At 70.3% G+C, this 22,678-nt stretch carries 21 protein-coding genes; 11 read left to right on the top strand and 10 right to left on the bottom strand.

Features of this window, described 5'->3' with window-relative positions:
* The first annotated feature begins 286 nt into the window (after window positions 1-286).
* The 4 genes from NLI01S_RS15670 to NLI01S_RS15655 all read left to right on the top strand — a co-directional run bounded on the left by NLI01S_RS15670 (window position 287) and on the right by NLI01S_RS15655 (window position 6,313).
* Window positions 287-1,303, top strand: coding sequence for a LacI family DNA-binding transcriptional regulator (locus NLI01S_RS15670; protein ID WP_067605097.1), 1,017 nt, complete (start codon window positions 287-289; stop codon window positions 1,301-1,303).
* Window positions 1,296-2,834: a sugar ABC transporter ATP-binding protein gene (locus tag NLI01S_RS15665; RefSeq protein ID WP_067605070.1), complete on the top strand. Its 1,539-nt coding sequence runs from the start codon at window positions 1,296-1,298 to the stop codon at window positions 2,832-2,834. The genes NLI01S_RS15670 and NLI01S_RS15665 overlap by 8 nt, the downstream gene beginning before the upstream one ends.
* Complete coding sequence (locus NLI01S_RS15660) at window positions 2,824-4,767, top strand: ABC transporter permease/substrate-binding protein (RefSeq protein WP_067605068.1); 1,944 nt, start codon at window positions 2,824-2,826, stop codon at window positions 4,765-4,767. Before NLI01S_RS15665 ends, NLI01S_RS15660 begins: the two co-directional genes overlap by 11 nt.
* 121 nt (window positions 4,768-4,888) lie before the next feature.
* Window positions 4,889-6,313 carry an acyl-CoA synthetase gene (locus tag NLI01S_RS15655; protein ID WP_067605066.1) on the top strand — a complete coding sequence of 475 codons (1,425 nt, stop codon included), beginning with the start codon at window positions 4,889-4,891 and terminating at the stop codon, window positions 6,311-6,313.
* A gap of 9 nt (window positions 6,314-6,322) precedes the next feature.
* On the opposite strand, the gene NLI01S_RS15650 is transcribed toward NLI01S_RS15655, so the two are convergent.
* On the bottom strand, window positions 6,323-7,087 hold the full coding sequence (locus tag NLI01S_RS15650) for an enoyl-CoA hydratase/isomerase family protein (RefSeq protein ID WP_067605064.1): 765 nt from the start codon (window positions 7,085-7,087) through the stop codon (window positions 6,323-6,325).
* A gap of 132 nt (window positions 7,088-7,219) precedes the next feature.
* On the opposite strand from NLI01S_RS15650, the gene NLI01S_RS15645 reads away from it, so the two are divergent.
* Together NLI01S_RS15645 and NLI01S_RS15640 are read left to right on the top strand one after the other, a co-directional pair.
* Window positions 7,220-7,627 (top strand): nuclear transport factor 2 family protein, encoded by a 408-nt coding sequence (locus NLI01S_RS15645; protein ID WP_067605062.1) that lies wholly within the window; start codon window positions 7,220-7,222, stop codon window positions 7,625-7,627.
* A 171-nt stretch (window positions 7,628-7,798) separates the two neighbouring features.
* Entirely contained in the window at window positions 7,799-9,040 is a 1,242-nt protein-coding gene (locus NLI01S_RS15640; RefSeq protein ID WP_067605060.1) for a cytochrome P450, read from the top strand.
* 46 nt (window positions 9,041-9,086) lie between these two features.
* Here NLI01S_RS15640 and NLI01S_RS15635 read toward each other — a convergent pair whose 3' ends face one another.
* From NLI01S_RS15635 to NLI01S_RS15610, 6 genes are all read right to left on the bottom strand, one after another.
* A complete protein-coding gene (locus tag NLI01S_RS15635; protein ID WP_067605058.1) occupies window positions 9,087-10,364 on the bottom strand; it encodes a cytochrome P450 in 1,278 nt (425 codons plus the stop codon).
* On the bottom strand, window positions 10,361-10,987 hold the full coding sequence (locus tag NLI01S_RS15630; RefSeq protein ID WP_067605057.1) for a GTP-binding protein: 627 nt from the start codon (window positions 10,985-10,987) through the stop codon (window positions 10,361-10,363). Before NLI01S_RS15630 ends, NLI01S_RS15635 begins: the two co-directional genes overlap by 4 nt.
* Window positions 10,968-11,330, bottom strand: coding sequence for a DUF742 domain-containing protein (locus tag NLI01S_RS15625; protein WP_067605055.1), 363 nt, complete (start codon window positions 11,328-11,330; stop codon window positions 10,968-10,970). The genes NLI01S_RS15630 and NLI01S_RS15625 overlap by 20 nt, the downstream gene beginning before the upstream one ends.
* A complete protein-coding gene (locus tag NLI01S_RS15620; protein ID WP_067605053.1) occupies window positions 11,327-11,746 on the bottom strand; it encodes a roadblock/LC7 domain-containing protein in 420 nt (139 codons plus the stop codon). Before NLI01S_RS15620 ends, NLI01S_RS15625 begins: the two co-directional genes overlap by 4 nt.
* A gap of 101 nt (window positions 11,747-11,847) precedes the next feature.
* Window positions 11,848-13,731, bottom strand: a complete 1,884-nt coding sequence (locus NLI01S_RS15615; RefSeq protein WP_067605051.1) for a sensor histidine kinase — start codon at window positions 13,729-13,731, stop codon at window positions 11,848-11,850.
* Between the two features lie 461 nt (window positions 13,732-14,192).
* On the bottom strand, window positions 14,193-14,708 hold the full coding sequence (locus tag NLI01S_RS15610) for an ArsR/SmtB family transcription factor (RefSeq protein ID WP_067605049.1): 516 nt from the start codon (window positions 14,706-14,708) through the stop codon (window positions 14,193-14,195).
* Window positions 14,709-14,932: 224 nt separating this feature from the next.
* Here NLI01S_RS15610 and NLI01S_RS15605 point away from each other — a divergent pair, with 224 nt between their 5' ends.
* Together NLI01S_RS15605 and NLI01S_RS15600 are read left to right on the top strand one after the other, a co-directional pair.
* Window positions 14,933-15,430, top strand: a complete 498-nt coding sequence (locus tag NLI01S_RS15605) for a DUF7144 family membrane protein (RefSeq protein ID WP_067605047.1) — start codon at window positions 14,933-14,935, stop codon at window positions 15,428-15,430.
* 184 nt (window positions 15,431-15,614) lie between these two features.
* Window positions 15,615-16,730, top strand: a complete 1,116-nt coding sequence (locus NLI01S_RS15600) for a hypothetical protein (RefSeq protein ID WP_067605045.1) — start codon at window positions 15,615-15,617, stop codon at window positions 16,728-16,730.
* 33 nt (window positions 16,731-16,763) lie between these two features.
* Here the strand turns inward: NLI01S_RS15600 and NLI01S_RS15595 are convergent, their stop codons facing one another.
* Together NLI01S_RS15595 and NLI01S_RS26420 are read right to left on the bottom strand one after the other, a co-directional pair.
* Window positions 16,764-17,210: a carboxymuconolactone decarboxylase family protein gene (locus NLI01S_RS15595; protein WP_067605043.1), complete on the bottom strand. Its 447-nt coding sequence runs from the start codon at window positions 17,208-17,210 to the stop codon at window positions 16,764-16,766.
* A gap of 123 nt (window positions 17,211-17,333) precedes the next feature.
* On the bottom strand, window positions 17,334-17,987 hold the full coding sequence (locus NLI01S_RS26420) for a helix-turn-helix transcriptional regulator (RefSeq protein WP_067605041.1): 654 nt from the start codon (window positions 17,985-17,987) through the stop codon (window positions 17,334-17,336).
* A gap of 185 nt (window positions 17,988-18,172) precedes the next feature.
* Between NLI01S_RS26420 and NLI01S_RS15585 the strand changes: the two genes are divergently transcribed.
* Both NLI01S_RS15585 and NLI01S_RS15580 read left to right on the top strand, forming a co-directional pair.
* Window positions 18,173-18,964, top strand: coding sequence for an ABC transporter ATP-binding protein (locus tag NLI01S_RS15585; RefSeq protein WP_067605039.1), 792 nt, complete (start codon window positions 18,173-18,175; stop codon window positions 18,962-18,964).
* Entirely contained in the window at window positions 18,949-20,607 is a 1,659-nt protein-coding gene (locus NLI01S_RS15580) for a hypothetical protein (protein WP_067605037.1), read from the top strand. Before NLI01S_RS15585 ends, NLI01S_RS15580 begins: the two co-directional genes overlap by 16 nt.
* 25 nt (window positions 20,608-20,632) lie before the next feature.
* Here the strand turns inward: NLI01S_RS15580 and NLI01S_RS15575 are convergent, their stop codons facing one another.
* Complete coding sequence (locus NLI01S_RS15575) at window positions 20,633-21,286, bottom strand: TetR/AcrR family transcriptional regulator (RefSeq protein WP_067605035.1); 654 nt, start codon at window positions 21,284-21,286, stop codon at window positions 20,633-20,635.
* 193 nt (window positions 21,287-21,479) lie between these two features.
* On the opposite strand from NLI01S_RS15575, the gene NLI01S_RS15570 reads away from it, so the two are divergent.
* Window positions 21,480-22,655: an acyl-CoA dehydrogenase family protein gene (locus NLI01S_RS15570; protein ID WP_067605034.1), complete on the top strand. Its 1,176-nt coding sequence runs from the start codon at window positions 21,480-21,482 to the stop codon at window positions 22,653-22,655.
* Window positions 22,656-22,678 lie beyond the last annotated feature (23 nt).

The raw sequence follows: 22,678 nt of genomic DNA, 5'->3' as shown, positions 1-22,678 counted from the left end.
CGCCGTGGTCGGGCAGTGGCGTCGCGTCAGCACCTGCCCATGACGTTCCGGAGGATCCGGGCGTGACGTGGTGTCACTGCCGCCGGTGCCACCGGCGAAGCGAACCCTTCGTGACCGGCGTCACACTTTCCCCGTGAAGCATGCCGAAAAAACGCACATATCGGGCAATTCGCGTGTTCGAGATCCCTGCGACCCCAGCGTGTGAACTTTTGTGCCCTTCTCGTCTGGCATCATCGCTTTCGACCATGTAATCGTTTCCACGAGATGAGAGAGGGGTGTGGACGCCATGGTGAGCATCAAGGACGTCGCCGAGTCGGCCGGCCTGTCCGTGGCCACGGTCTCCCGGGCGCTCAACGGCCACCCCTCGGTCAGCGACGACGCCCGCGAACGGGTCCTGGCCGCCACCGACGCGCTCGGCTACCGACCCAACGTCGTGGCCCGTTCACTGCGCACCCACCGGACCGGAACCATCGGTCTGGTCATCAGCGACGTCCTCAACCCGTACTTCACCGAACTGGCCCGCGCCGTGGAGGAGGAGGCCCGCGAGCTCGGCTACAGCGTCATCATCGGCAACGCCGACGAACGCGCCGACCTGGAGGACCACCACGTACGCGGCCTGCTGGACCGGCGCATCGACGGCCTGCTCGTCTCCCCCGCCGACGGCCGCTCCCCCATGACCCTGGAGGCCGCGGCCGGGGACACCCCGGTGGTGTTCGTCGACCGCTGGATCACCGGCGTCGACGTGCCCGTGGTCCGCTCCGACGGCCGCACGGCCATCGCCGACCTCGTCGACCACCTGTACGCGCTCGGCCACCGGCGCCTGGCCATCATCACCGGGCCGGCGGCCACCACCACCGGCCGCGAGCGCGTGGACGCCTTCCGCGCGGCCCTGGCCGTCCACGGCCTCGCGCTGCCCGACGAGTACGTGGGCCGCGGCGACTTCCAGGCCGAGAGCGGACGCGTCTGCACCGAACGTTTCCTGAACCTGACGCAGCCCCCCGACGTCGTCTTCGCCACCGACAACCTCATGGCGCTCGGCGCCCTGGACGAGATCGGGGCGCGCGGTCTGCGGGTCCCCGACGACATCGCCCTGGCCGCCTTCGACGACATCCCCTGGTTCTCGCACACCGACCCTCCGATCACCACGATCGCCCAACCCACGGCGGAACTGGGCCGGGTCGCGGTACGGGCCCTGGCCGACCTCATCGCGGGGTCTCCCGCCTCCTCCACCGTCCTGCCCGCCCACCTCGTCGTACGCCGCTCCTGCGGCGAGCCGGAAACCAAGGGAGCCACACGTGAGTAGTACGGACGAACTCCTGCGCGTCGAGGGGGTGCGCAAGGCCTTCCCCGGGGTGATCGCCCTCGACGACGTCGACTTCGACCTGCGTCGGGGCGAGGTCCACGCCCTCCTCGGTGAGAACGGGGCCGGCAAGAGCACCCTCATCAAGGTGCTCTCCGGTGCCCACCGCCCCGACCGCGGCCGGATCCTCGTCGAGGACTCCGAGACCCTCGTCCGGGACGCCCAGCACGCCGCACGGCTGGGCATCGCCACCATCTACCAGGAGTTCAACCTGGTCCCCGACGTCACGGTGGCGGAGAACATCTTCCTGGGCCGCCAGCCCCGCCGGTTCGGGTTCATCGACCACCGGCGCATGGAGGCCGAGGCCGCCGCGCTGCTCGAACGCGTGGGCGTGGACGTGTCCCCGCGCGCCAAGGTGCGCGGACTGGGCATCGCCCGTTTGCAGATGGTGGAGATCGCCAAGGCGCTCAGCCTGAACGCCAAGGTCCTCATCATGGACGAGCCCACCGCCGTGCTCACCACGGAAGAGGTCGAGCGGCTCTTCACCATCGCGCGTCGTCTGCGTGAGGACGGTGTGGGCATCGTCTTCATCACCCACCACCTGGAGGAGATCGGGGCGCTCGCCGACCGGGTGACGGTGCTGCGGGACGGCCGTTCGGTCGCGCACGTGGGCGCCGACACCCCCGAGGACGAACTGGTGCGCCTGATGGTGGGGCGCAGCATCGACGAACAGTACCCGCGCGAACGCCCCGAGACGGGCGAGTCGCTGCTGCGGGTGCGGGGGCTGACCCGGGCCGGTCACTTCGAGGACGTCGACCTGGAGGTCCGCGCGGGCGAGGTCGTGGGGCTGGCCGGGCTGGTCGGTGCCGGACGCACCGAGGTCGCCCGCTCCGTCTTCGGCGCGGACCCCTACGACTCCGGCACCGTCGAGGTCCTGGACCGCCCGCTGCCCGGCGGTGACGTCAACGCGGCCATGACCGCCGGTCTGGGGCTGGTCCCCGAGGACCGCAAGGGTCAGGGCCTGGTCCTGGACGCCTCCGTCGAGGAGAACCTGGGGCTGGTCACCCTGGGCCCCACCAGCAAGGCCGGGTTCGTGAACCTGGCGGGGCAGCGCGCCTCCGCCCGGCGGATCGCCGGCGACCTGGGCGTGCGCATGTCGAGCATCTCCCAGCACGTGCGCACCCTGTCGGGCGGCAACCAGCAGAAGGTCGTCATCGGCAAGTGGCTGCTGGCCGACTCTCGGGTGCTGATCCTGGACGAGCCGACCCGCGGCGTCGACGCCGGCGCCAAGGTCGAGATCTACCGACTCGTCAACGAACTCACCGCCTCCGGTCACGCGGTGCTGATGATCTCCAGCGACCTGCCCGAGGTGCTGGGGATGAGTGACCGGATCCTCGTCATGGCCCAGGGCCGCATCACCGGGGAGCTCAGCGCGCAGGAGGCCACGCAGGACGCCGTGATGTCCCTCGCGGTCGCCGCCGGCCCCCGGTCGAGCACTGAAGAGCACGAAGTGGAGGGCCACGATGGCCACTGATACGGGCAAGAGTGGCGGCACTTGGTCCGCCCTACGAAGATTCCTGCTGGAGAACGGCGCGCTGACCGCCCTGGCCATCCTGGTCGTGGTCATGTCGTTGCTCTCCGACGACTTCCTGACGGCGCAGAACCTCCTCAACGTGGGTGTGCAGGCCGCCGTCATCGCGATCCTGGCCTTCGGTGTCACCTTCGTCATCATCTCCGGTGGGATCGACCTGTCGGTGGGTTCGGTGGCGGCGCTGTCCGCGACGGTGCTGGGCTTCCTGGCCACGGTGCAGGGTGTCCCGATCTGGTCGGCGCTTCCCCTCGCCGCCGCCACCGGTGTGGCGTGCGGTCTGGTCAACGGTGTGCTGATCGCCTACGGCAGGCTGCCCTCGTTCATCGCCACCCTGGCGATGTTGTCGATCGGACGCGGCCTGTCCCTGGTGCTGTCCGAGGGCAGCCCGATCTCACTGCCGGACTCCGTGGCCGTCCTGGGCCGTTCGCTGGGCGGGTGGCTGCCCGTCCCAGTGATCATCATGCTGGTGATGGTGCTGGTCACCGCGGTGATCCTGCGCCGGACCTTCGCCGGACGCGCGATGTACGCGATCGGCGGCAACGAGGAGGCCGCGCGTCTGTCCGGGATCCGCGTCAAGCGGCACCAGCTCGGTATCTACGCGCTGTCGGGTCTGTTCGCGGCCGTGGCCGGCATCATCCTGGCCTCCCGTCTGGCCTCGGCCCAGCCACAGGCCGCCCAGGGCTACGAGCTGGACGCGATCGCCGCGGTCGTCATCGGTGGCGCCAGCCTCGCCGGTGGTGTGGGGTCGGCGTTCGGCACCCTGGTCGGTGCGCTGATCCTGGCGGTGCTGCGCAACGGCTTGAACCTGTTGTCGGTGTCGGCGTTCTGGCAACAGGTCGTCATCGGTGTGGTCATCGCGATCGCCGTCCTGTTCGACACGCTGCGCCGTCGCTCCGGTGGCGGTGGGGGCGCGGGTTCCGGGGCCGATTCCGGTACGAACGGAAGCCGTCGTAAACGGGGGATCCGGCTCGCGGTCGCGGCGGCCGCGACCGCCCTCGTGGTCGGTGCCCTGTCGTTCCTGACACCGAACTCCGGCACCGAAACGACCCGGATCGGGATGTCCCTGTCCACCCTGAACAACCCGTTCTTCTTGCAGATGCGGGACGGGGCGCAGGCGGAGGCGGACGAGGCCGGTGTGGAACTGGTCGTCACCGACGCCCAGGACGACGCCTCGCAGCAGGCCGACCAGATCCAGAACTTCGTCAGCACCGGTGTGGCCGCCATGGTGATCAACCCGGTGGACTCCGACGCCGCCGGTCCTCCGGTGGGCGGCGCCAACAACGCCGACATCCCCGTGGTCGCGGCCGACCGTGGCGTCAACGAGGCCCACGTGGAGACCCTGGTGGCCTCCGACAACGTCGAGGGCGGCCGGTTGGCGGCCCAGGAGTTGGCCGATGCGATCGGTGAGGAGGGCCGGATCGTGGTGTTGCAGGGCACCCCGGGAACCTCCGCCAGCCGTGAGCGCGGTTCCGGTTTCGAGGAGGGCATCGCCGAGTTCCCCGACATCGAGGTGGTGGCCCGGCAGCCCGCCGACTTCGACCGGTCCAAGGGGCTGGACGTGATGACGAACATGCTCCAGGGCAACGGCGACATCGACGCCGTGTTCGCGGAGAACGACGAGATGGCGCTCGGCGCCGCCGCGGCGTTGTCCTCCCGTGGCGAGGAGGCCGTCGTGATCGGTTTCGACGGCACCCCCGAGGGTCTCGAAGCGGTCGCCGAGGGCACCTTGTACGCGTCCGTGGCCCAGCGGCCCGCCGAACTGGGTCGGGTCGCGCTGCGCAACGCGATCGCCGTCGTGGAGGGCGAGAGCCTGGAGGAGACCGTGATGGTCCCCGTGGAGGTCGTCACCGAGGAGAACGTCGACGAGTTCGGGTGAATCGGCCGTTCCATCCGAGGAACGAACCCATCGGCGCGATGTCCGGCTTCCAGGAGTCGAACACCGCGCCGATGGGATAGGGATGGTTCCTGCGCACCGTTCACCATGAAGGGACCAGCCCGTGTTCCCCCTCGTCACAGCTCCCGTCGACCGATCCGCCCTTCGGTTCGGCGACCACCGCCTCACCTATCGGGAACTGGCCGGGGCCGCCTCCCGGCTCGCGGCCGACCTGCCCGAGGGCCGGGTCGCGGTGTGGGCCACCCCGTCACCGCACACTTGCGTGGCCGTGACCGCGGCGGTCCTGGCCGGGGTCCCGGTCGTCCCGCTCAACCCGCGATCCGGGGAACGGGAGCTGCGGCACGTCATCGACGACAGCCGACCCGAACTCCTGCTCGCTCCGCCCGGCGCCGCGATTCCCCAGGCCCTGGCCGATCTTCCCGTGCGCGAGGTCGACGCCTCCGCCGACCCGGTCACTCCTCCGCTCGTGCGCGAGGTGGATCCCGAGTCCATCGCGTTGGTCGTCTACACCTCCGGCACCACCGGCCCGCCCAAGGGGGCACTGATCTCTCGGCGCGCGATCCGGGCCGGCCTCGACGCGCTCGCCCGCGCCTGGGCGTGGACGGAACGGGACGTGCTCGTGCACGGGCTTCCGCTGTTCCACGTGCACGGCCTCGTCCTGGGCGTGTTCGGGCCCCTGTACCTGGGCGGTTCCCTGCACCACTTGGGACGATTCGAACCCGAAGCGGTCCGTCGGGGTCTGGAGGACGAGGGCACGCTCCTGTTCGGGGTGCCGACCATGTACCACCGCCTGGCCCAGGCGGTGGACGACGATCCCGCCCTGGCGCGGGCGTTGGCCGGGGCCCGCCTGCTGGTGTCGGGTTCGGCGGCGCTCCCGTTGCCCGACCACGAGCGCCTCACCGCCGCCACCGGACACCGGGTCGTCGAGCGCTACGGCATGACCGAGACCCTGATGAACACCAGTGTCCGCCTCGACCACCCGCCGTGTCCGGGCGCGGTCGGCACCCCGCTGGACGGAGTGGATCTGCGTCTGGTCGGCGACGACGGGGAGCCGCTCCCCGAGGGTGATGAGGTCGGCGAGGTGCAGGTGCGCGGCGCCAACCTGTTCAGCGGGTACCTGAACCGTCCCGAGGCCACCGCCGAGGCGATGACCGACGACGGTTGGTTCCGGACGGGGGACATGGCCACCGTCGACGCCGAGGGTCTGGTGCGGTTGGTGGGTCGCAAGAGCACCGACCTGATCAAGAGCGGTGGCTACAAGATCGGTGCCGGGGAGATCGAGAACGTGCTGCTGGCGCACCCCGGGGTGGCCGAGGCCGCCGTCACCGGCGAACCCGACCCCGACCTGGGCGAGCGGGTCGTCGCGTGGATCGTATCCCGAGGCGCGCAGGCGCCCACCCTGGCGGAGCTGGCCGACCTGGTCGCCGCTCAGCTGGCCCCGCACAAGCGCCCGCGACGCCTCCACGTGCTGGACGCGCTGCCCCGCAACGACATGGGCAAGATCCTCAAACGCGCCCTGGGCTCCTGAACCACCGGGTCAGTGCCCCGTGAAGACGGGGTCGGTGCGGTTCAGGGACGCGGTGACACCCACCTCGTTGTCCTTCGTGGACATCAGACGGGTCTGCTCGACGATCTCGCGCTCCAGCGCGAAGGGCAGGGCGGCCAGCAGGTCCGCGCGCATGGTGGTCTTCATCGAGCGCACCGCCAACGGCGCCGAGGCGGCGATCCGGTGGGCCTGCTCCAGGGCTCCCGCGCGGACCTTTCCGTCCTGGACCAGGTGGTCGGCCAGGCCGATGGCGTGCGCTTCCTCCCCCGGGATCCGACGGGCGGTGTAGAACATGTCGGCGGCCTTCTGTGCGCCCACGATGCGCGGCAGCGACACGGTCAGCCCGAAACCCTGGTGCAGGCCCAGCCGACCGAAGTTGGCGTGGAATCGGGTGCCGGGTGAGGCCACCCGGAAGTCCGCCGAACAGGCCAGCCCGAGCCCACCACCGACCGCGGCGCCCTGGACGGCGGCGATCATCGGGATGGGCAGCGAGTACAGTCGCAGACCCTGACCGTAGATCGCGCTGAGGGTGGTCACCGGGTCGTCCCCGACACCACCCGCGGCGAAGTCCACCCCCGCGCAGAAGTTCTTGCCCTCGGAGCACAGCACCAACGCCCGGCACCCGTCGGCCGCCAGTTCCTCGGCGGTGTCGGCGAGCTCGGTGAGCACGTCCAGGGAGAAGTGGTTGTGCGGGGGTCGGTGGATCTCCAGTACTCCGACGTGACCGTCGACGCGCGCGGACAGCTCCTCGCTCATGGGAGTGCCTTTCTCTTGGACAGGGACGGTCGGGGGCGAACGGCGACGAGGTTACCGGGCGGTCGCGACCGGGCCGCCGCCGGCCCGGTTGATAACCTCCCACGCACCTGTCCGTTCGACCATCGGAGCACCATGCATCCCTTCAGGAAGGCCGTCGAGGCCGGCGATCACGAAGCCATCCGCGCCCTGCTCGCCGAGGACGTGGTCTTCACCAGCCCCGTCGCCTTCAAGCCCTATCCCGGTCGTTCCATCACCGCCGCGATCCTGCGCGGGGTCGACCGTGTCTTCGGCGACTTCCACTACGTCCGTGAGATCAGCGGCGCCGACGGCCGGGACCACGCCCTGGTGTTCGAGGCCAAGGTCGGCGACCGCCACATCAACGGCTGCGACTTCCTGCACATGAACGAGGACGGCCTCATCGACGACCTCGTCGTCATGGTCCGCCCATTGTCCGCGGCCACCGCCCTGGCCGAGGCCATGGGAGCCCAGTTCGAAAGGATCGCCCAGGAGGCCGCCGAGGAGGCGACCGGGCAGGCCTGATCCCACGCGTCACCCTCTCGGCCAACCGAATCCCGCACGTCCACCCGCATTCCGGACATTCCAAAGGCGGACGTATTACGCATTTCGCCTGGATATAGCGCTGGGCTCTGGTCTACCGCGACGCTCCTACCTACTGTGGTCGCTCGGCCCACCTCCAGGAGCGTGATCGTTGTGACCACAACCCGCAAGGTCCCGGACCTGCTCTCCCCCGAGTTCGCCGCCGACCCCTACGCGGCCTATCGGACGATGCGTGAGGACGCGCCGTTGCTGTGGCACGAGGCCACCGGGAGCTACGTCGTCTCCCGGTACGAGGACGTGCGGCGGGCGTTCAAGAACGATGTCTTCTCCACCGAGAACTACGCCTGGCAGCTGGAACCCGTGCACGGGCGCACCATCTTGCAACTGGACGGCCGTGAACACGCCGTGCGTCGTGCCCTGGTGGCCCCCGCCTTCCGCGGCAAGGACCTGCGCGAACGCTTCCTCCCGGTGATCGAGCACAACAGCCGAAGGCTGATCGACCGGTTCCGCCACCGCGGCCGGGTGGACCTGGTGTCGGAGTACGCGACCCGGTTCCCGATCAACGTCATCGTGGACATGCTCGGCCTGGACCCGGACGACCACGACCGCTTCCACGACTGGTACACCGCGATCATCGCCTTCCTCGGCAACCTGAGCCAGGACCCGGAGGTGACCGCGGCCGGGCTGCGCACGCACGACGAACTCGCCGACCACCTCATCCCGATCATCCAACGCAGGCGCGAGGAACCCGGCGACGACCTGCTGTCGCGACTGTGCCGGGCCGAGGTGGACGGCACCCGGATGACCGACGAGGAGATCAAGGCGTTCTGCAGTCTGCTGCTGGCCGCCGGCGGCGAGACCACCGACAAGGCGCTGGCGAGCCTCTTCGCGAACCTGCTGGAGCACCCCGAACAGCTCGCCGCGGTGCGCCAGGACCGGTCGTTGATCCCGAGGGCCTTCGCCGAGTCCCTGCGCTACACCCCACCGGTGCAGATGATCATGCGCCAACCCGCCGAGGACGTGGAGATCGGCGGCGCCACCGTGCCCGCCGGGTCCACGGTCACCTGCCTGATCGGTGCGGCCAACCGCGACCCGGACCGGTTCGCCGACCCCGACACCTTCGACGTGTTCCGCGCCGAGCTCGCCGACGCCACGTCCTTCTCGGCGGCGGCCGAACACCTGTCCTTCGCCCTGGGCCGACACTTCTGCGTCGGGGCGCTGTTGGCCGAGGCGGAGGTGCGGGTCGGGGTGAACGACCTGCTGGACGCGATGCCCGACGTTCACCTGGCCCCGGGCGCCGAACCGGCGGAAGAAGGGCTGTTCACCCGCGGCCTGCGAGACCTGCCGTTGGAGTTCACCCCGGTGGGGGTGCCCTCGCCACGTCAGGGCGGCTGACCGCGTACCCGGGGCGGGGGACGCTCCCCGTCCCGGGCCGGCCGGATCAGCGGCCGGACCCGATGATGGGACTGAACCGGGCCGGCAGGTCGTACAGGCCGCGCATCCACACCGAGGGCCGCCAGCGCAGCTGTTCGGGCGGCACCGCCATGCGCACGTCCGGCAGCCGGTCCAGGAGGGCCTCCACCGCGGTGCGGGCGATGACCTCCGCGACCCTGGGCGCGGGGAACGGGCAGCCGTGTTCGCCGTGCCCGAACGACATCTGAGCCCGGTTGGAGACGTGGATGCTCAGGTCCCCGGTGTTGAGCCGGGGGTCGGCGTTGGCGGCGGCCATCCCCATCACCAACAGATCGCCCCGCTGGATCCGACGGCCACCCAGGTCACAGGCCTGTACCGCCCAACGGCCGATGAAGTTCTGCGTGGGGGTGTTCTTCCACAGCACCTCGTTGAGCGCCTCGTCGGCGCTGCTGCGCCCGCCCTGCAAGGTCAGGGAGAAGTCGTCGTCCAGGAGCATCAGCCGCAGCGTGTTGCCGATCCAGTTGCCGGTGGGCGCCTGCGCGGCCGACATGATCACGAGCAGGTCCATGAAGACCTCGTCGTCGGTGAGCCCCGCCGGGTGGGTCAGCAACCGGGACGGGACGTCCTTGCGCGGATGCGCGCGCCGCTGGGTGACGAGCCGCCGCATCCGTTCCTGGAGTCGCTGGTGCGCCCCGGCCGCGTCCGCGGTGACGTCCAGGGAGATCAGGTTGTCCCGCACCATGTCGGGCACCTCCCGCGCGGGGATGCCGTACAGGCGGGCGATCACCCCGGCCGGAATCTGGTGGGCGTACTGGCTGACCAGGTCGGCCTCGCCGTCTCCGGCGAAGCGGTCGATGAGCCCATCGGCGACCTGGTTGCACAGGGTGTGCAGGTCGGCCCGGTCCACGGCGTCCAACGCGTCGCCGATGGCCCCCGCGCGCCGTCGGTGATCGGCGCCCTCGGCGAACATCACCGACGGGGTCCACATCACGTAGGGCAGCAAGGGCCAGTCGTCGCCGACGCGGTCCCACTGGTTCCAGCGACGACAGTCCCGGGCGAACCACTCAGGATGGCCGGTCACGTGGTGCAGTTCCCGGTAACCCAGGACGAACCACGCGGGCACGTCCCCGTCCAGCAGGATGGGCGCGACGGGTCCGAAGCGACGCCGCATCTCCTCGTAGAGCGAGACCGGGTCACGGGCGATGTCGGGCCCGTAGAAGCGCATGGCGTGGGCGTGGTCGGGTGAATGGGGCACGGAACCCGTCGCCGTGGTGACGTTGGTCCGGATCCCCGCGCTGTCGTTCACGGCGTCTCCTTCAGGACGGACCGGGCCCGCTCCATCGAGGCCAGGTGGTGGACGAGGGTGATGAGGACGTCGCGGCCGGACTCACGGCGGCGGGCGTCGCATTCCAGCAAGGGCACGTCGTTGGACAGGTCCAGGGCGCCGCGCACCCGTTCCAGGTCGGGGCCGGGGCCGAAGCGGTTGACCGCGACGATGAACGGCGTGCCGTGGTGTTCGAGCCGGTCGATCGCGTACCAGGAGTCCTCCACCCGCGTGGTGTCGACGAGGACGACCGCGCCGAGGCTGCCGATGAACAACTGCTCCCATAGGAACCAGAAGCGCTTCTGTCCGGGCGCGCCGAACAGGTAGAGGACCCGGGTGGCGTCGACGGTGATGCGACCGAAGTCGAAGGCGGCGGTCGTGGTGCGTTTGTCGCGGACCCCGCGCAGGTCGTCGATCTCGGCGCCGGCCTGTGTCATGACCTCCTCGGTGCTCAGCGGACGCATTTCGCTGACCGCTCCGACCATGGTCGTCTTGCCCACGCCGAAACCCCCGACGATCACGATCTTGAGGGCGTTGCCGATCGTGGCGGCCAGGGGGGTCCGGCCTGGTGCGGGTGTGTTCCGTTCAGAGGCGTTGGAGGGCAAGGAGCACCTGCTTCAGTGTGTCGGGGTCGTGCCTCGGCCCTTCCTGAGGGGTGGAGGGGACGTGGTGCCGGACGGTCACCGCCCCAGTGTCGAGCAGGTCGACCAGGAGGATCCGGACGACGCTGACGGGGAGCCCGAGCTCGGCGGACAGCTCCACCACCGCGATCGGACGCAGGCACAACCGCAGGATGTCGGCGTGTTCGGACTGCATGTCGGCTGCGGGTTCGGACTCGGCGACAATGAGCGCGACGGAGTCGAGGGAGGATTCGTCGGTGCCGCCGCGACCACCGGTGACCGTGTACAGCCGGTCCGGCGACTCCTCGCCCGCGGGTTCGGGGCTCATCGCCTCGGGCCCGTCTCGTAGGGCCTCCGACGAGCGGGCACGGCGACGTGGTGGCCGATCTGGTCGACGAGTTCGTTCATCCGGCGAGCGACCACGCCGACGTCGGCCTCGGTTCCGGTGACCACGGCCAGGTGGGCGCCCTCACCGGCCCCGACGATCAGCAGGAGTCCGCCGCCGTACTCGAGCATGGCCTGTCCAGCGCCGGTGGCGTCGCCGAACTCGGCGGAGGCGCTCAGGGACAGGCTCTGGATGCCTGCGGAGATCGCAGCGAGTTGGTCGGCCCGGTCCACGTCGAGTTCTCGGGTGTGGCACATCTTGAGTCCGTCCCGGGAGAGCACCAGGACGTGGCGGACGCCGGTGGTCCCGCTGCGCAGGTTCTCCAGCATCCAGTCGAGACTGGAGTCGGTCGTGGTCATCGGGTTGTCGGGGCGGCCCCGGGACGACGTGCGCCCCGGCGCCCCTCCCTCCGTTCCTGTTCGGTCGCTTGTCTGCCGGTGGTGTGCGGTGGGAGCCGTGGTCAGGCTCCGTCATCGGGGTGGTGTTCGTCGTCGGTGCCGGCGTCCCGAAAGGCGGAGAAGCGGGTGGGCAGGCCGCCGCGTGGGAGGTTCCCGCTCCGGTTCCGGTCGGGGTAGAGCTGTTCGGGGTTCTCCCGGACCGCTTCGGCCAGGGTGAGTCCGCGGTGCCTTTGTGGCAGTTCGAAGTGCTGCTCGTCGGTCTTCTCGGTTTTCGGGACGTCCTTGTCCTTGTGACCGGACCGCTTCCCGGTCGGGGTCTGGGAGGCGCGGGCGCCGTCGCGTCGGGGCAGGGGCGGACGGGAGTCCTCGGGGGTGGAACGGACGGGCGGCGGTTCCGTACCGGGTTGGGGGCCGGCCGCGGAGTGGGTCGGGACGGGCCCGGTGGTAGCCGGGTGGGTGGGCTCCGGCGGTACGGGAGCGGGCCGCGTGGGAGCGGACCGGACCGGCTCGGGTCGGACGGTCACCGGCCGGGCCGGGGGCGCCTGGGCCGGAGCCGGCCGGTTCGGAGCGGGCATCGAGGTCCCGGGCCCGGTCTCGCTCAGGCGCGGTACGGGCCGAGAGCGCCGCGACTCGGTCAGCAGGTTCGGCGGGATGAGAACGACGACGCCGATACCGCCGCGGGCGGAGGGGCGCAGACTCACCCGCAGCCCGTACCGGTCGGCCAGGCGTCCGACGACTGCCAGCCCCACGCGCCCCGAGGGCACGGTGGACAGGTCGCGGGGTTCGGTCAGCAGGCTCTCGGCCACCGCCCTCTCACGGTGGCGCAGGCCCATGCCGCTGTCCTCGACCGTGATGGTGACGCCGTTGTCGCCCTCCTCCGCGTAGACGTGCACCTCGGTGCCCAAGGCGGAGAAGTTCGCGGCGTTGTCCATGAGCTCGGCCAGCGCCTGCATCACGCCCTCGGCCGCGTAGCCGACCACGGCGATGCTGCTGCTGGTGTAGTGGAGGCGGACCCGGCGGTAGGCGGTGACTCGGCCCATGGCCCCGCGCAGGATGCTCTCCATGACGATGGGGCGGGTCCATCGGCGTCCGGATCGACCCTTGGCGAGGGTGACCACCCGATCGGCCAGGCGTCCGGTGCGGGAGACGTTGTGGTCGACCTCCAGCAGGTCCGCGAAGATGTCGCCGCGGTCCCCATAGCGTTCCTGGAGTTCTCGCAGCTGGGCGAGCAGCGTGGTCAGGTGGGCCTGGATGCGCGCCCCGCACTCGGAGGTCGTGATCATCGCCCGCTCGGCGCGCCGGTCACCGGCCAACATCCGTTGGAGCACACGTCCGCGCAGGTGGGCGACGGCCGGGTGGACGGCGGGGAGCTCCTGTAGGAGGGTCTCCTCCGCCGTGGGCAGGTCCTCGTCGATGCGCAGTCGCATGAGCGGGATGCCGGTGTCGGCCAGGGCGGCGATCTGGTCCTCGATCTCGGTGCGGGCCCCGCGTTCCTGTGCCGACCTGCTCTCGGCCGAGGCGATCCGCGCGGTGACGGCGTGCGCGAGCCGATCGACGGCGGGGTGGGAGGGCCGGGGGTGTTCGGACAGCACGTCCTGGGGTGAGCGGTCCTCACGGACGGCGTGGGCGAGTGCGGGCAGGAGCACGTCCACCACCCACGCGGTCTCCTCCTCCAGCGTGCGGGCGCCGGCGCCGATCCGGGTGGCGTGGGCGCGGGTGTTGCGCGCCACGGCCGCCTGATGGGCGGCCATTGCCACCGCGGCGCACAGGAGGGCCGCGACCAGGCCCCCGGCGAGCCCGACGGTGGTCCGGATCCCCACCGGACTCTCGATCACCGCCCACGACCAGGTCGGCGCGATGATCGCGGCGGCGAGCAGGAGTGCGACGAGAGCCTGTTGGCCGGGGCGCGGATGAGTGCGTTTCCGGTCGGACAGGTGTGCTGCCATGAATGGGTTCCTCGCGGCGTGGGTCCGGGGTGGAGGAGTCGTGGCCCTCACCCGAAAGAGGGCACGGGACACATCCCTGCGACCCGGAAAGGGAATTCTCCGGGCCGGTCCGATTTCACGGTAGACCACCTGGAGACGGCGCGTGGAGTTTCTCGCAACACCACCCGACCACCTGCGTTCACGGTGTCATTCCAGACCGGATTCAATCCTCGAAAGGGACAAACATCCCCCTTTTCCGGCATTCCAGAAAAGAGGGCATGGGAAGGTTTCTCTCCCCTGAATTCGCCACGGAACGAGGGGCCATCGGTGGAAGCTCCGCGACGGGCCGTCACCGCCGCCACCGACAGACGCACGGCCTCCCCGGCCAGGGGCGGCCCGTCCGGGGCGATGGCGGTCAGGCCGGGCACGCTCCCGCACTCGGCCGTCGGTCGTCGGTCATCGGTCACCGGCCGCCATCGGGTTCAGAGGACGCCTTTGGCGGCGACGAGGATCACCAGGAGCGGCACCAGTCGATCACCGGGAACGACGTAGTGGCCGCGACGGCGGGTGGTGAGCCAACCGGCCGAGGCCAGTTGGTTGACGTGGTGGTAGATCTGGCCGGTGGTGCCGAACCCTTCCTGCTCCTTGAGTGCGGCGACGGTGGAGATCCCCGACCACACGGCCCGCAGGATGTTGAGCCGGACGGGGTTGCCCAAGGAGTCCAGGTTGGAGGCGAGGGAAGCCCAGTCGAGCTCGGCGATTTCGTCGACGCCGAGGCCGTACCGCCATTCGACGGGGCCCTCCTTGGTTTCGAGGTGACCCGCGTAGAACACCGATCCGCCTTGGGGACCATGTTCCTTGAGGGTCTCCAGCACCCGGAGGGCCTGGGCGACCGGGGGATCGTCCCGCGGGTCGGTGGCGTCCTCGGGACGCTGTTCCAGTTCGAAGACCCGGGCTTCCAGGTCGGCGAGGCGTTGCTCGGTGGATCTCTCGCTCACGCGCCCAGCCTACCGAAGGCTACGGCATTACGTAAGAACGAACTATCGCCTCGGAGGAATCCGCCGGGCTTTGCCCGATCCAGAGCAACCGGTTCCGTCCCCGTGACGCCGCGTATCCCATGATGAAGGGGCGGTCCAGGCAGCCGCTCGCCCCTTGTACACCCGAGGTTTCGTCCCCACCGGGCCCGTCCGCGGCTCGTCGGACGACCGGTAAGGAGCACCACATGCGCGCAGCCAACGGTTGGCGATACTTCGTCTGCGTCCTGCTCATGGTCATCGGTGCCGTCAACGTCATCCAGGGGCTCACCGCTCTCCTCACTCCCGACTTCTTCTTGGCCCCCGAGTCACGGCTGTTGGTGCTGGGGTACGAGGGTTGGGGCCTGCTGTTCGGTGTCTGGGGCGTGCTGATGGTCGTCGCCGGTGCGGCGGTGCTCACCGGGCGCACCTGGGCGCGGGTCCTCGGTACCTTCCTGGCCTCGATGAACGCGCTCGCCCAACTGGTCTTCCTCATCGCCATGCCGTTGTGGTCGGCGATCGTGATCGCCATCGACATCCTGATCGTCTTCGTCCTCACCGCCGGCTGGCCGTCCGCCACCCGTGAGAGCGGCGCCACGGCCGTCTACCGGGCCGGGTACCGGGCGGCGCACGAGAGACCCACCACCACGCCGCGACCCACCCCCTCTCCGGAACAGGACAGCCCACGCCACCGGTCCTCGGGCTGACCGCACCCGGTCTCCGCCCCGTTCCGCCTGTTCCGGAACGGGGCGGTTCGGTGCCCGGGCCCCTCACCGGCCACCGCGCCGTGGAATACGATGACCGCACCGGGGTGCGCGTCCGTGGCGGATCCGACGGAACCAACCTGTGGACAACCCTGCGGAAGGGGTCCGGGAAAACTAGGATCAGGGCATGGCCTCCCCCCGAAACGGCGTCTCGGCGCCTCCTCCTTCCGTGTCCACCGTGGTGATGACCCACCCCGACCGTGCCGAACAGGCCGCCCTGATCGCGGAGCGGACCGGCCTGCCACGGGCCGGGGTGGTCACCGACCCGGACCCAGGCGGGCCGCCCACCGCCCTGCGCGCTGCCCGGGTGGCGTTCGGGGCCGCCGCGCTCCACCACACCGATCACCACCTGGTGTTGCAGGACGACGCCCGTCTCGCCGACGGGTTCGCCGGCATCCTGGAAGGCATCCTGGCCGCCCACCCCGGGTCACCGGTGTCCCTGTTCGTCGAATGGGGCTCGCGCACCGCCGTCCTGGCCCGCTGGGCGGTGTTCACCGGGGTCGGCGCGGTCCCGGTGGTCAACCCGTACGCGCCCATGGTGGCGTTGGTCCTGCCACGGGAGCTCTCCGTGGAGCTGGCGCGCTTTTTGGAGGACACCGAACTCGCCGGGGTGCCCGGGGATCGCGCGGTGCTGCGCTTCATACGCGAGCGCGGCCTCACCCCGTTGGTGGCGGTGCCCAACCCGGTGGAACACGAGGACCATCCGAGCCTGGTCGGCAACGACGGGCAAGGACTCCGAAGGTCGGTCTGCTTCGCCCCCGGGCCGGTGCGCCACCATGACGGTGTCCTGGAACCACCCAGGGCCCTGCCGTTCCTGCGCTGGAACCTCGGCACACCGGTGCTGGTCGACCTGGACCACGACGTCCCCGAGGCGCACCGACCACTGGCCGCGGTGCTGACGGGTTGGGGTGTGTCCGAAGAGGACCTGGCCACGGCGTTGAAGGCACACCACGGTGGCCTGTCCGGAGTGGTTCCGGAGCCCTACCTGACCTCGGTCTGGCACACCGCGGTGGCCGACGGCGCGATCTTGGAGGCCCGATGGCCCGGAACCGTGGCAGCGCTGCGCACCCGACTGGCCGACCCCCTGGTGGAGGGCGCCCTGGCCACCCTGGTTCCGGGCGCGCTGCGCACCTTCGTCGACGTCGACCGGCTCGCCGAACACCGCGCCCGGGTGGTGGAGATGACCCTGTCCGCTCTGGAGTACGGGGCCGGATACTGCCGGGTCCCCGGCGAGGAACTCTGACCACGGGCTCCGACCACCCTCGCGCCCCGCCCGTCAGCGTTTCTTGACGTGCAGACGTCCGGTCACCGCCAGTCGGTTGTAGAGGTTGATCATCGCGATGGCGGACATCAGGGCGGCGAGTTCGGTCTCGTCGAAGTGCCCGGCCGCGGCGTCGTAGGTGGCGTCGGACACCCCGTGTTCGCCCATCTCGGTCATCTCGTCGGTGAGGGCGAAGGCGGCCCGCTCACGCGGGGTGAAGACCTCACCTGCCTCGTACCAGGTGGGCACCAGGAAGAGGCGCTGCTGCGACTCACCCTCCGTCAGTGCCCGCCGGGTGTGCAGGTCCACGCAGTAGGCACAGCCGTTGAGCACCGAGGAACGCAGCTTGATCAGTTCGAGCACGGTGGTGTCGAGGTGTTCGGCCAGGATCTGGTCGACCTCGTCGAGCTTCTTGTAGACCTGTGGGACCTTCTTCCCCCAGACCACACGGTTCTCGGCCACGGGCACTACCTCCTCGGTCGAACGTCTCGTCGAGGGCGATGCTACGTCCGGGGGCGCCTCCCGAACCGCTCGCCCCACGCGCAATCGCCTCTTCGCACTGCGACACGAGGTGTCCCCTCCGGCTCAGTCGGGGTTCTGGGCGTCGTGGGCGAGCAACGCCAACTGGATCCGTCCGCCCACGTCCAGCTTGGTCAGGGCGCTGGACACGTGTGCCTTGACCGTCCCCATCGACATGTACAGCCGGTCGGCGATCTCGGCGTTGGACAACCCCGCCGTCACCGCCTCGGCGACCTCCCGTTCCCGTACGCTGAGCAGCTCCAGTCGTGCTCGGGCCAGGCAGGCGCTGAGCACCACGACGATCATCACCATCGTGACGATCGAGCCTCCGGGGCCCTGCGGGACCAGCACGACCCAGGGCAGCGACAGCACCACGGTCAGCAGGGTGACCGCGGCGGCACGGGGGAAGGGCCGGTAGGCCGCGAGAGAGATCAGGGCGACGACCAGCGCGCCCACCGCCGTCACCGAGAACACCGAGACCAGAGCCATGCCCAGGGCCACCGTGAGCGGGTGGGAGCGCCGCCACCACAGGGCGGCACAACAGGCCGGAAGGAAGGCCAGGTCCAGCCACAGCAGCCAGTCGGGCACACGGTCGACGGGGTACAGGTCACCGCCGTAGGAGGCGAAACCGGCCAGGCCGTAGAGCGCGGCGAACACGGTCAGCAGGGAGTCCACGACCACGTCGCGGCGGCTACGGCGACTTCGGTGGTCGGGTTCCACGCCTTCCCTCTCCTCGCGATGTACTCGGGCCGTCCACCCCAGGTTAGAACGGTCACCCGCCGCCGGGCCTCGATCGTGTGGCCACCGAAACCGGCGGTCCGGCGGGCACGCCTGTCCACCCGGCCGGCCGTGGATGTCCGTACGGCCGATGCGCGCGGTCCGTGTCCGCGACCAGCATGGAAGGCATGGAGAGCGCAGAACCGTCCACGAGCGACGTTGCGGCCCTGGAGCTGGACGCGTTGACCAAGACCTTCAACGAGACCCGGGCCGCGGACGGGGTATCCCTGGCCGTCCCCCGTGGCACGATGCTCGGGTTGGTCGGTCCCAACGGCGCGGGCAAGACCACCTCGCTGTCGATGGCGGTGGGACTGCTGCGCCCGGACTCGGGGGCCGCTCGGGTGCTGGGCGTGGACGTGTGGACCGATCCGGTCGGTGCCAAACGGAACCTGGGTGTGCTGCCTGACGGCCTCTCACTACCGGAACGGCTCACCGCCGGTGAACTCCTCGACCACTGGGGGCGGCTGCGCGGTCTCGAACGCGGGCTCACCCGTACCCGGGCCCGGGAGCTGCTCCAGGTTCTGGAGCTGGATCGGGCCGAACGGGACGGGGTCCTGGTCGCCGAGTACTCCACCGGCATGCGCAAGAAGATCGGGCTTGCCACCGCGTTGCTGCACGCGCCGGAGGTCCTGGTCCTGGACGAGCCGTACGAGGCCGTGGATCCGGTGTCGGCTCGGGTGCTGACCGCCATCCTGCGCCGGTTCACCGACGGTGGTGGGACGGTCGTCATCTCCAGCCACGTGATGGCGCTGGTCGAGCAGCTCACCGATCGGGTGTCGATCATCGCCGACGGCCGGGTCCTGGCCGACGGCACGCTCTCCGAGGTGCGGGGGACGGACGCGACCTTGGAGGACACCTTCGTGCGGTTGGTCGGCGCGCGCGAGGTCGGAGAGGGGGACCTGGCGTGGTTGAACTCCTGATCCGGCTCAAGTTCACCCTGGGCCGGCACACCAGGAGCGGCACCCGGTGGCTGACGGTGCTCCTGCTCGTGGGCGGCACCGCGTTCACCTGGTTCTTGGCCGTGGCCGCCGCCTCGGACGCCGTGCGGTCGAGTCTGCTGATGCTCGCCCTGGCGGTGTGGGCGGGATCGTGGATCCTGGGCCCGACCGTCACCAACGGGGTGGGCGTCCTGCGCTCGCAGTACTTCACGCTCCTGCCCTTGGACCGGAACCGGGTGGGTCTGGGCCTGCTGGTGACCATGTTCGTCGGGTTCGGCCCGGTGATGACGCTGGTGTCCGCCGCGGCCCTGGCCTGGCACGCCTACGTCTCGGATCCGGCGACCCTCTTCCTGGGTCTACTGGGCGTGCTGACGCTGGTGGTGTTCTCGGTTTCGCTGGGACGGTTGGTGTTCCGGGGGTTGGGCGCGGCGATGCACTCCCGGCTCGGCATGGAGATCGCCTCGCTCCAGTGGGGGCTGATCGTCGCCGGGCTGTTCTTCGGTTGGGTGGCGGTCCAGCCGGCGTTCGTCGCGTCGGGGAACCTCACCGAGAGGGGCTTCGAAGGCACGGCCGCGTCGGTCCTGGCCGTACTGCCCACCTCCTGGCCGGTGCTGGCCGTGGACGCGGCGACCGCGGGTTCGTGGAGCGCCGCCTTCGCGTGGCTGGGCGCGTTCGCGCTGTTGACCGTGGTTACGGTGCTGGTCACCGGGCGTCTGCTGGCGCCGAGCGTGTCCACTCGCGGGGTAGGCCGACGTTCGCGGCCGCTGGGATCCCGAGTGTTGGAGGACCGGCGGTCGTTGCTGCCCGACACCCCGCTGGGCGCGGTGGTCGGCAAGGAACTGCGCTCCTGGTGGCGGGACCCCTGGCGCGGACTGGAACTGAGGTCGGCCCTGTACGCGGGCCTGTTCATCGGCCTGTTGGGGCTGGTCGCCGACTTCCCCCAGGTCATGCCGTTCGCCGGTGTGTTCGCCGCGCTCATCATGGGCATGGGCGGGTCGAACATGTACGGGCACGACGGAACGGCCCTGTGGCTGACCGTGGTCGGCCAGGACCGCGACACCATCCGCGCCGACGTGCGCGGCAGACAGATCGCCATCGCCGTGCTCATCGCCCCGCCGGCGACCCTGCTGAGCGCGGCGGCCATCGTCGCCTCCGGCCAGTACTGGGCGGTCCCCCACGTGCTCGCCTGTCTACTGGTGTTCACCGGGGTGAGCAACGGGCTGGCGTCCCTGCTGTCTGTGGTGACCGTGACCCCTGGCGTGGATCCCCACAAGCGCGTGGACGCCAACGACACCGGTGACGTCCAGGTGCAGGTGTGGATCATGCTGCTCGCCGTCCCGCTGTTGTCGTCGCCGACCCTGGCGGTCCTGGTGTGGGGGGCGATCCAGGGGATCCCCTGGATCGCGGTGCCGGTGGCCCTGTTCAACGGGGTGCCGGCCGCGTGGCTGCTGGGACGGGTCGCCCACCGAAGGCTGGAGAGCCGGCTGCCGGAGACCCTCACCCGGATCCGTTACGGCAAGGAGATCGCGCGGCGGTCGCTCTCCACGGCCGGGGGCGGTCTGCTCGACCGGCTGGAACGCGGCGCGTTGGCCACCAACGAGGAGATCAAGCCGACCGGTTCCTGACCGGTCCCGGTGCGCGGCCGAGAACTCAGCCCTGCGTCGTCTCGGCCGCCTCCGCCCGAACCCTCTCGAAGACCGGGGTCAGTCCGTCCAGGAACGCGGTCAGCGCCAGCTCGAAACTGTCCTCGTCGATCTCCGCGGCGACCTCGGCCAGCCGGTGGGCCTGGGAGAGGTTCGGATAACGGTCCTGGTAGACACGCACGTCGTCGTCGAAACCGCGTGCGAAGGAGTTGGTGGCGGCGCCCACGACCAGGTACTTGGTGGAGGCTCCGATCATCGTGGCGAAGCGCGGCGGCCATCCGGCGCCCACCAGTCCCCCGTGGACCGCGTCGGCTCGGCGCAGCGCCTCCTCCCGACGTCCGGGGCCGGAGGCGATCACCGGCAGCAGGTTCGGGTGCTCGGCCAGTGCCGCGCGATAGGAACGGGCCCAGGCGATCAACCCGGCGCGCCAGTCCCCGCCCTCGAACTCGCTGACGTCCACGTGCGCCATGACCTCGTTGGCGACGTCGCTGAGCAGCTCCTCCTTGGTGCGGTAGTGGCTGTACAGCGAGGCGGCCTGGACGTCCAGCTCCTGGGCGATCCTGCGCATGGAGAGTTTCTCCAGGCCGTCCCGGTCGATGAGCGTGAGCGCGACCTGCCGGATGGCCGGCTTGCTCAGAAGCGGAGTCTTGGGTCGGGCCACGGCAAGGCTCTCCTTCTACGCTGCGCCGCCACCGGCCCGTCCGGTTCGGCGTCCGCCGATCATCGCACGACGGCGCGGTGAGGTGGGCCGGCGACGATTCGAACCGACACTGTTCGGTCACACCCTTGCGGGGAGGGCGAGGCGCATCGTACCCTCAAAGAACCGAACAGCGTTAGGTTATTGGGGAGCAGCCGTGATCGATTTCTCACTGAGCGAGGAGCAGCGCGCCATCCAGAGCTGGGTGCGGACCTTCGTCGAGCGGGAGCTGATGCCGCTGGAGAACGAGGTTCTGCGGCGCGAACGTGAAGGCCACCCTCCCGGGTTGACCGCCGAGGAGCGCGACCGGCTGCGCGCGTTGGCCCGTAAGTCCGACTTCTGGGGCGTGGCCACGCCGGAGGAGTACGGCGGCATGGGTCTGGACGCGGTCAGCGAGGCCCTCATCGAGATCGAACTCGGTCGGACCTTCCTGACCTTCAAGTTCGGTGGCGAGGCCGACAACATCCTCTACTACGCGAACGAGGAGCAGAAGCGGCGCTACCTGCTGCCCACCATCGCCGGTGAGCGCAAGTCCTGCTTCGCCATCACCGAGCCCGGCGCCGGTTCCGACGCCAAGGCCATCCGCGCCAAGGCCGTCCGCGAGGGCGACGAGTGGATCATCAACGGCGAGAAGACCTTCATCACCGGTGGCAACGAGGCCGACTTCACCATGGTCTTCGCCGTCACCGACCCGGATAAGGGCGCCAACGGCGGTGTGACCTGCTTCCTCGTCGACCGCGACATGGGCTGGACCTCCGAGCCCATCGACACCATGGGCGAGCGTCGCCCCGCATCGCTCATCTTCCAGGACGTGCGCGTCCCGCACGCCAACGTCCTCGGCGAGGAGGGCCAGGGCTTCGCGCTGGCCATGAAGTGGATCGGCAAGGGCCGCTACCTGTTGCCGGCGCGTGCCCTGGGCGGCTGCGAACGACTGCTCGACATGGCCATCGAGTACTCCAAGACCCGCGAGACCTTCGGCGCGCCGATCGCCGACCGGCAGGCCATCCAGTGGATGATCGCCGACTCCCAGACCGAGATCGAGGCGCTGCGTCTGCTGGTGCTGCACGCCGCCTGGCAGGTCTCCCAAGGCAAGGACTCCCGGCACGCGCAGTCCATCGCCAAGCTGTTCGGCGGGGTCAAGGCCAACGAGATCGTCGACCGTGTCATGCAGATCCACGGCGGCATGGGCTACACCCGCGAGCTGCCCATCGAACGCTTCTACCGGGACGTCCGGCTGCTGCGCATCTTCGAGGGCACCGACGAGATCCAGCGCCGCACCATCGCCCGCGACCTGCTCAAGGGCCACGTGAAGGTGGGCGCAACCCTGGGGTAGGACGAGCGGGAAGGGCAGGGGCT

This window comes from Nocardiopsis listeri NBRC 13360 (assembly GCF_001570765.1).
GTDB classification, from domain to species: domain Bacteria; phylum Actinomycetota; class Actinomycetes; order Streptosporangiales; family Streptosporangiaceae; genus Nocardiopsis; species Nocardiopsis listeri.
The sequence above is the reverse complement of the archived record's forward strand: the minus strand, read 5'-3'. Positions and strand labels throughout refer to the sequence as shown.

Excerpts from the sequence above, each read along its gene's own strand:
- NLI01S_RS15660 (WP_067605068.1), top strand. The coding sequence starts at position 2,824 with ATGGCCACTGATACGGGCAAGAGTGGCGGCACTTGGTCCGCCCTACGA.
- NLI01S_RS15620 (WP_067605053.1), bottom strand. The coding sequence starts at position 11,746 with ATGACCACGACCGACTCCAGTCTCGACTGGATGCTGGAGAACCTGCGC.
- NLI01S_RS15585 (WP_067605039.1), top strand. The coding sequence starts at position 18,173 with ATGGAGAGCGCAGAACCGTCCACGAGCGACGTTGCGGCCCTGGAGCTG.
- NLI01S_RS15600 (WP_067605045.1), top strand. The coding sequence starts at position 15,615 with ATGGCCTCCCCCCGAAACGGCGTCTCGGCGCCTCCTCCTTCCGTGTCC.
- NLI01S_RS15625 (WP_067605055.1), bottom strand. The coding sequence starts at position 11,330 with ATGAGCCCCGAACCCGCGGGCGAGGAGTCGCCGGACCGGCTGTACACG.
- NLI01S_RS15650 (WP_067605064.1), bottom strand. The coding sequence starts at position 7,087 with ATGAGCGAGGAGCTGTCCGCGCGCGTCGACGGTCACGTCGGAGTACTG.
- NLI01S_RS15615 (WP_067605051.1), bottom strand. The coding sequence starts at position 13,731 with ATGGCAGCACACCTGTCCGACCGGAAACGCACTCATCCGCGCCCCGGC.
- NLI01S_RS15670 (WP_067605097.1), top strand. The coding sequence starts at position 287 with ATGGTGAGCATCAAGGACGTCGCCGAGTCGGCCGGCCTGTCCGTGGCC.
- NLI01S_RS15645 (WP_067605062.1), top strand. The coding sequence starts at position 7,220 with ATGCATCCCTTCAGGAAGGCCGTCGAGGCCGGCGATCACGAAGCCATC.
- NLI01S_RS15605 (WP_067605047.1), top strand. The coding sequence starts at position 14,933 with ATGCGCGCAGCCAACGGTTGGCGATACTTCGTCTGCGTCCTGCTCATG.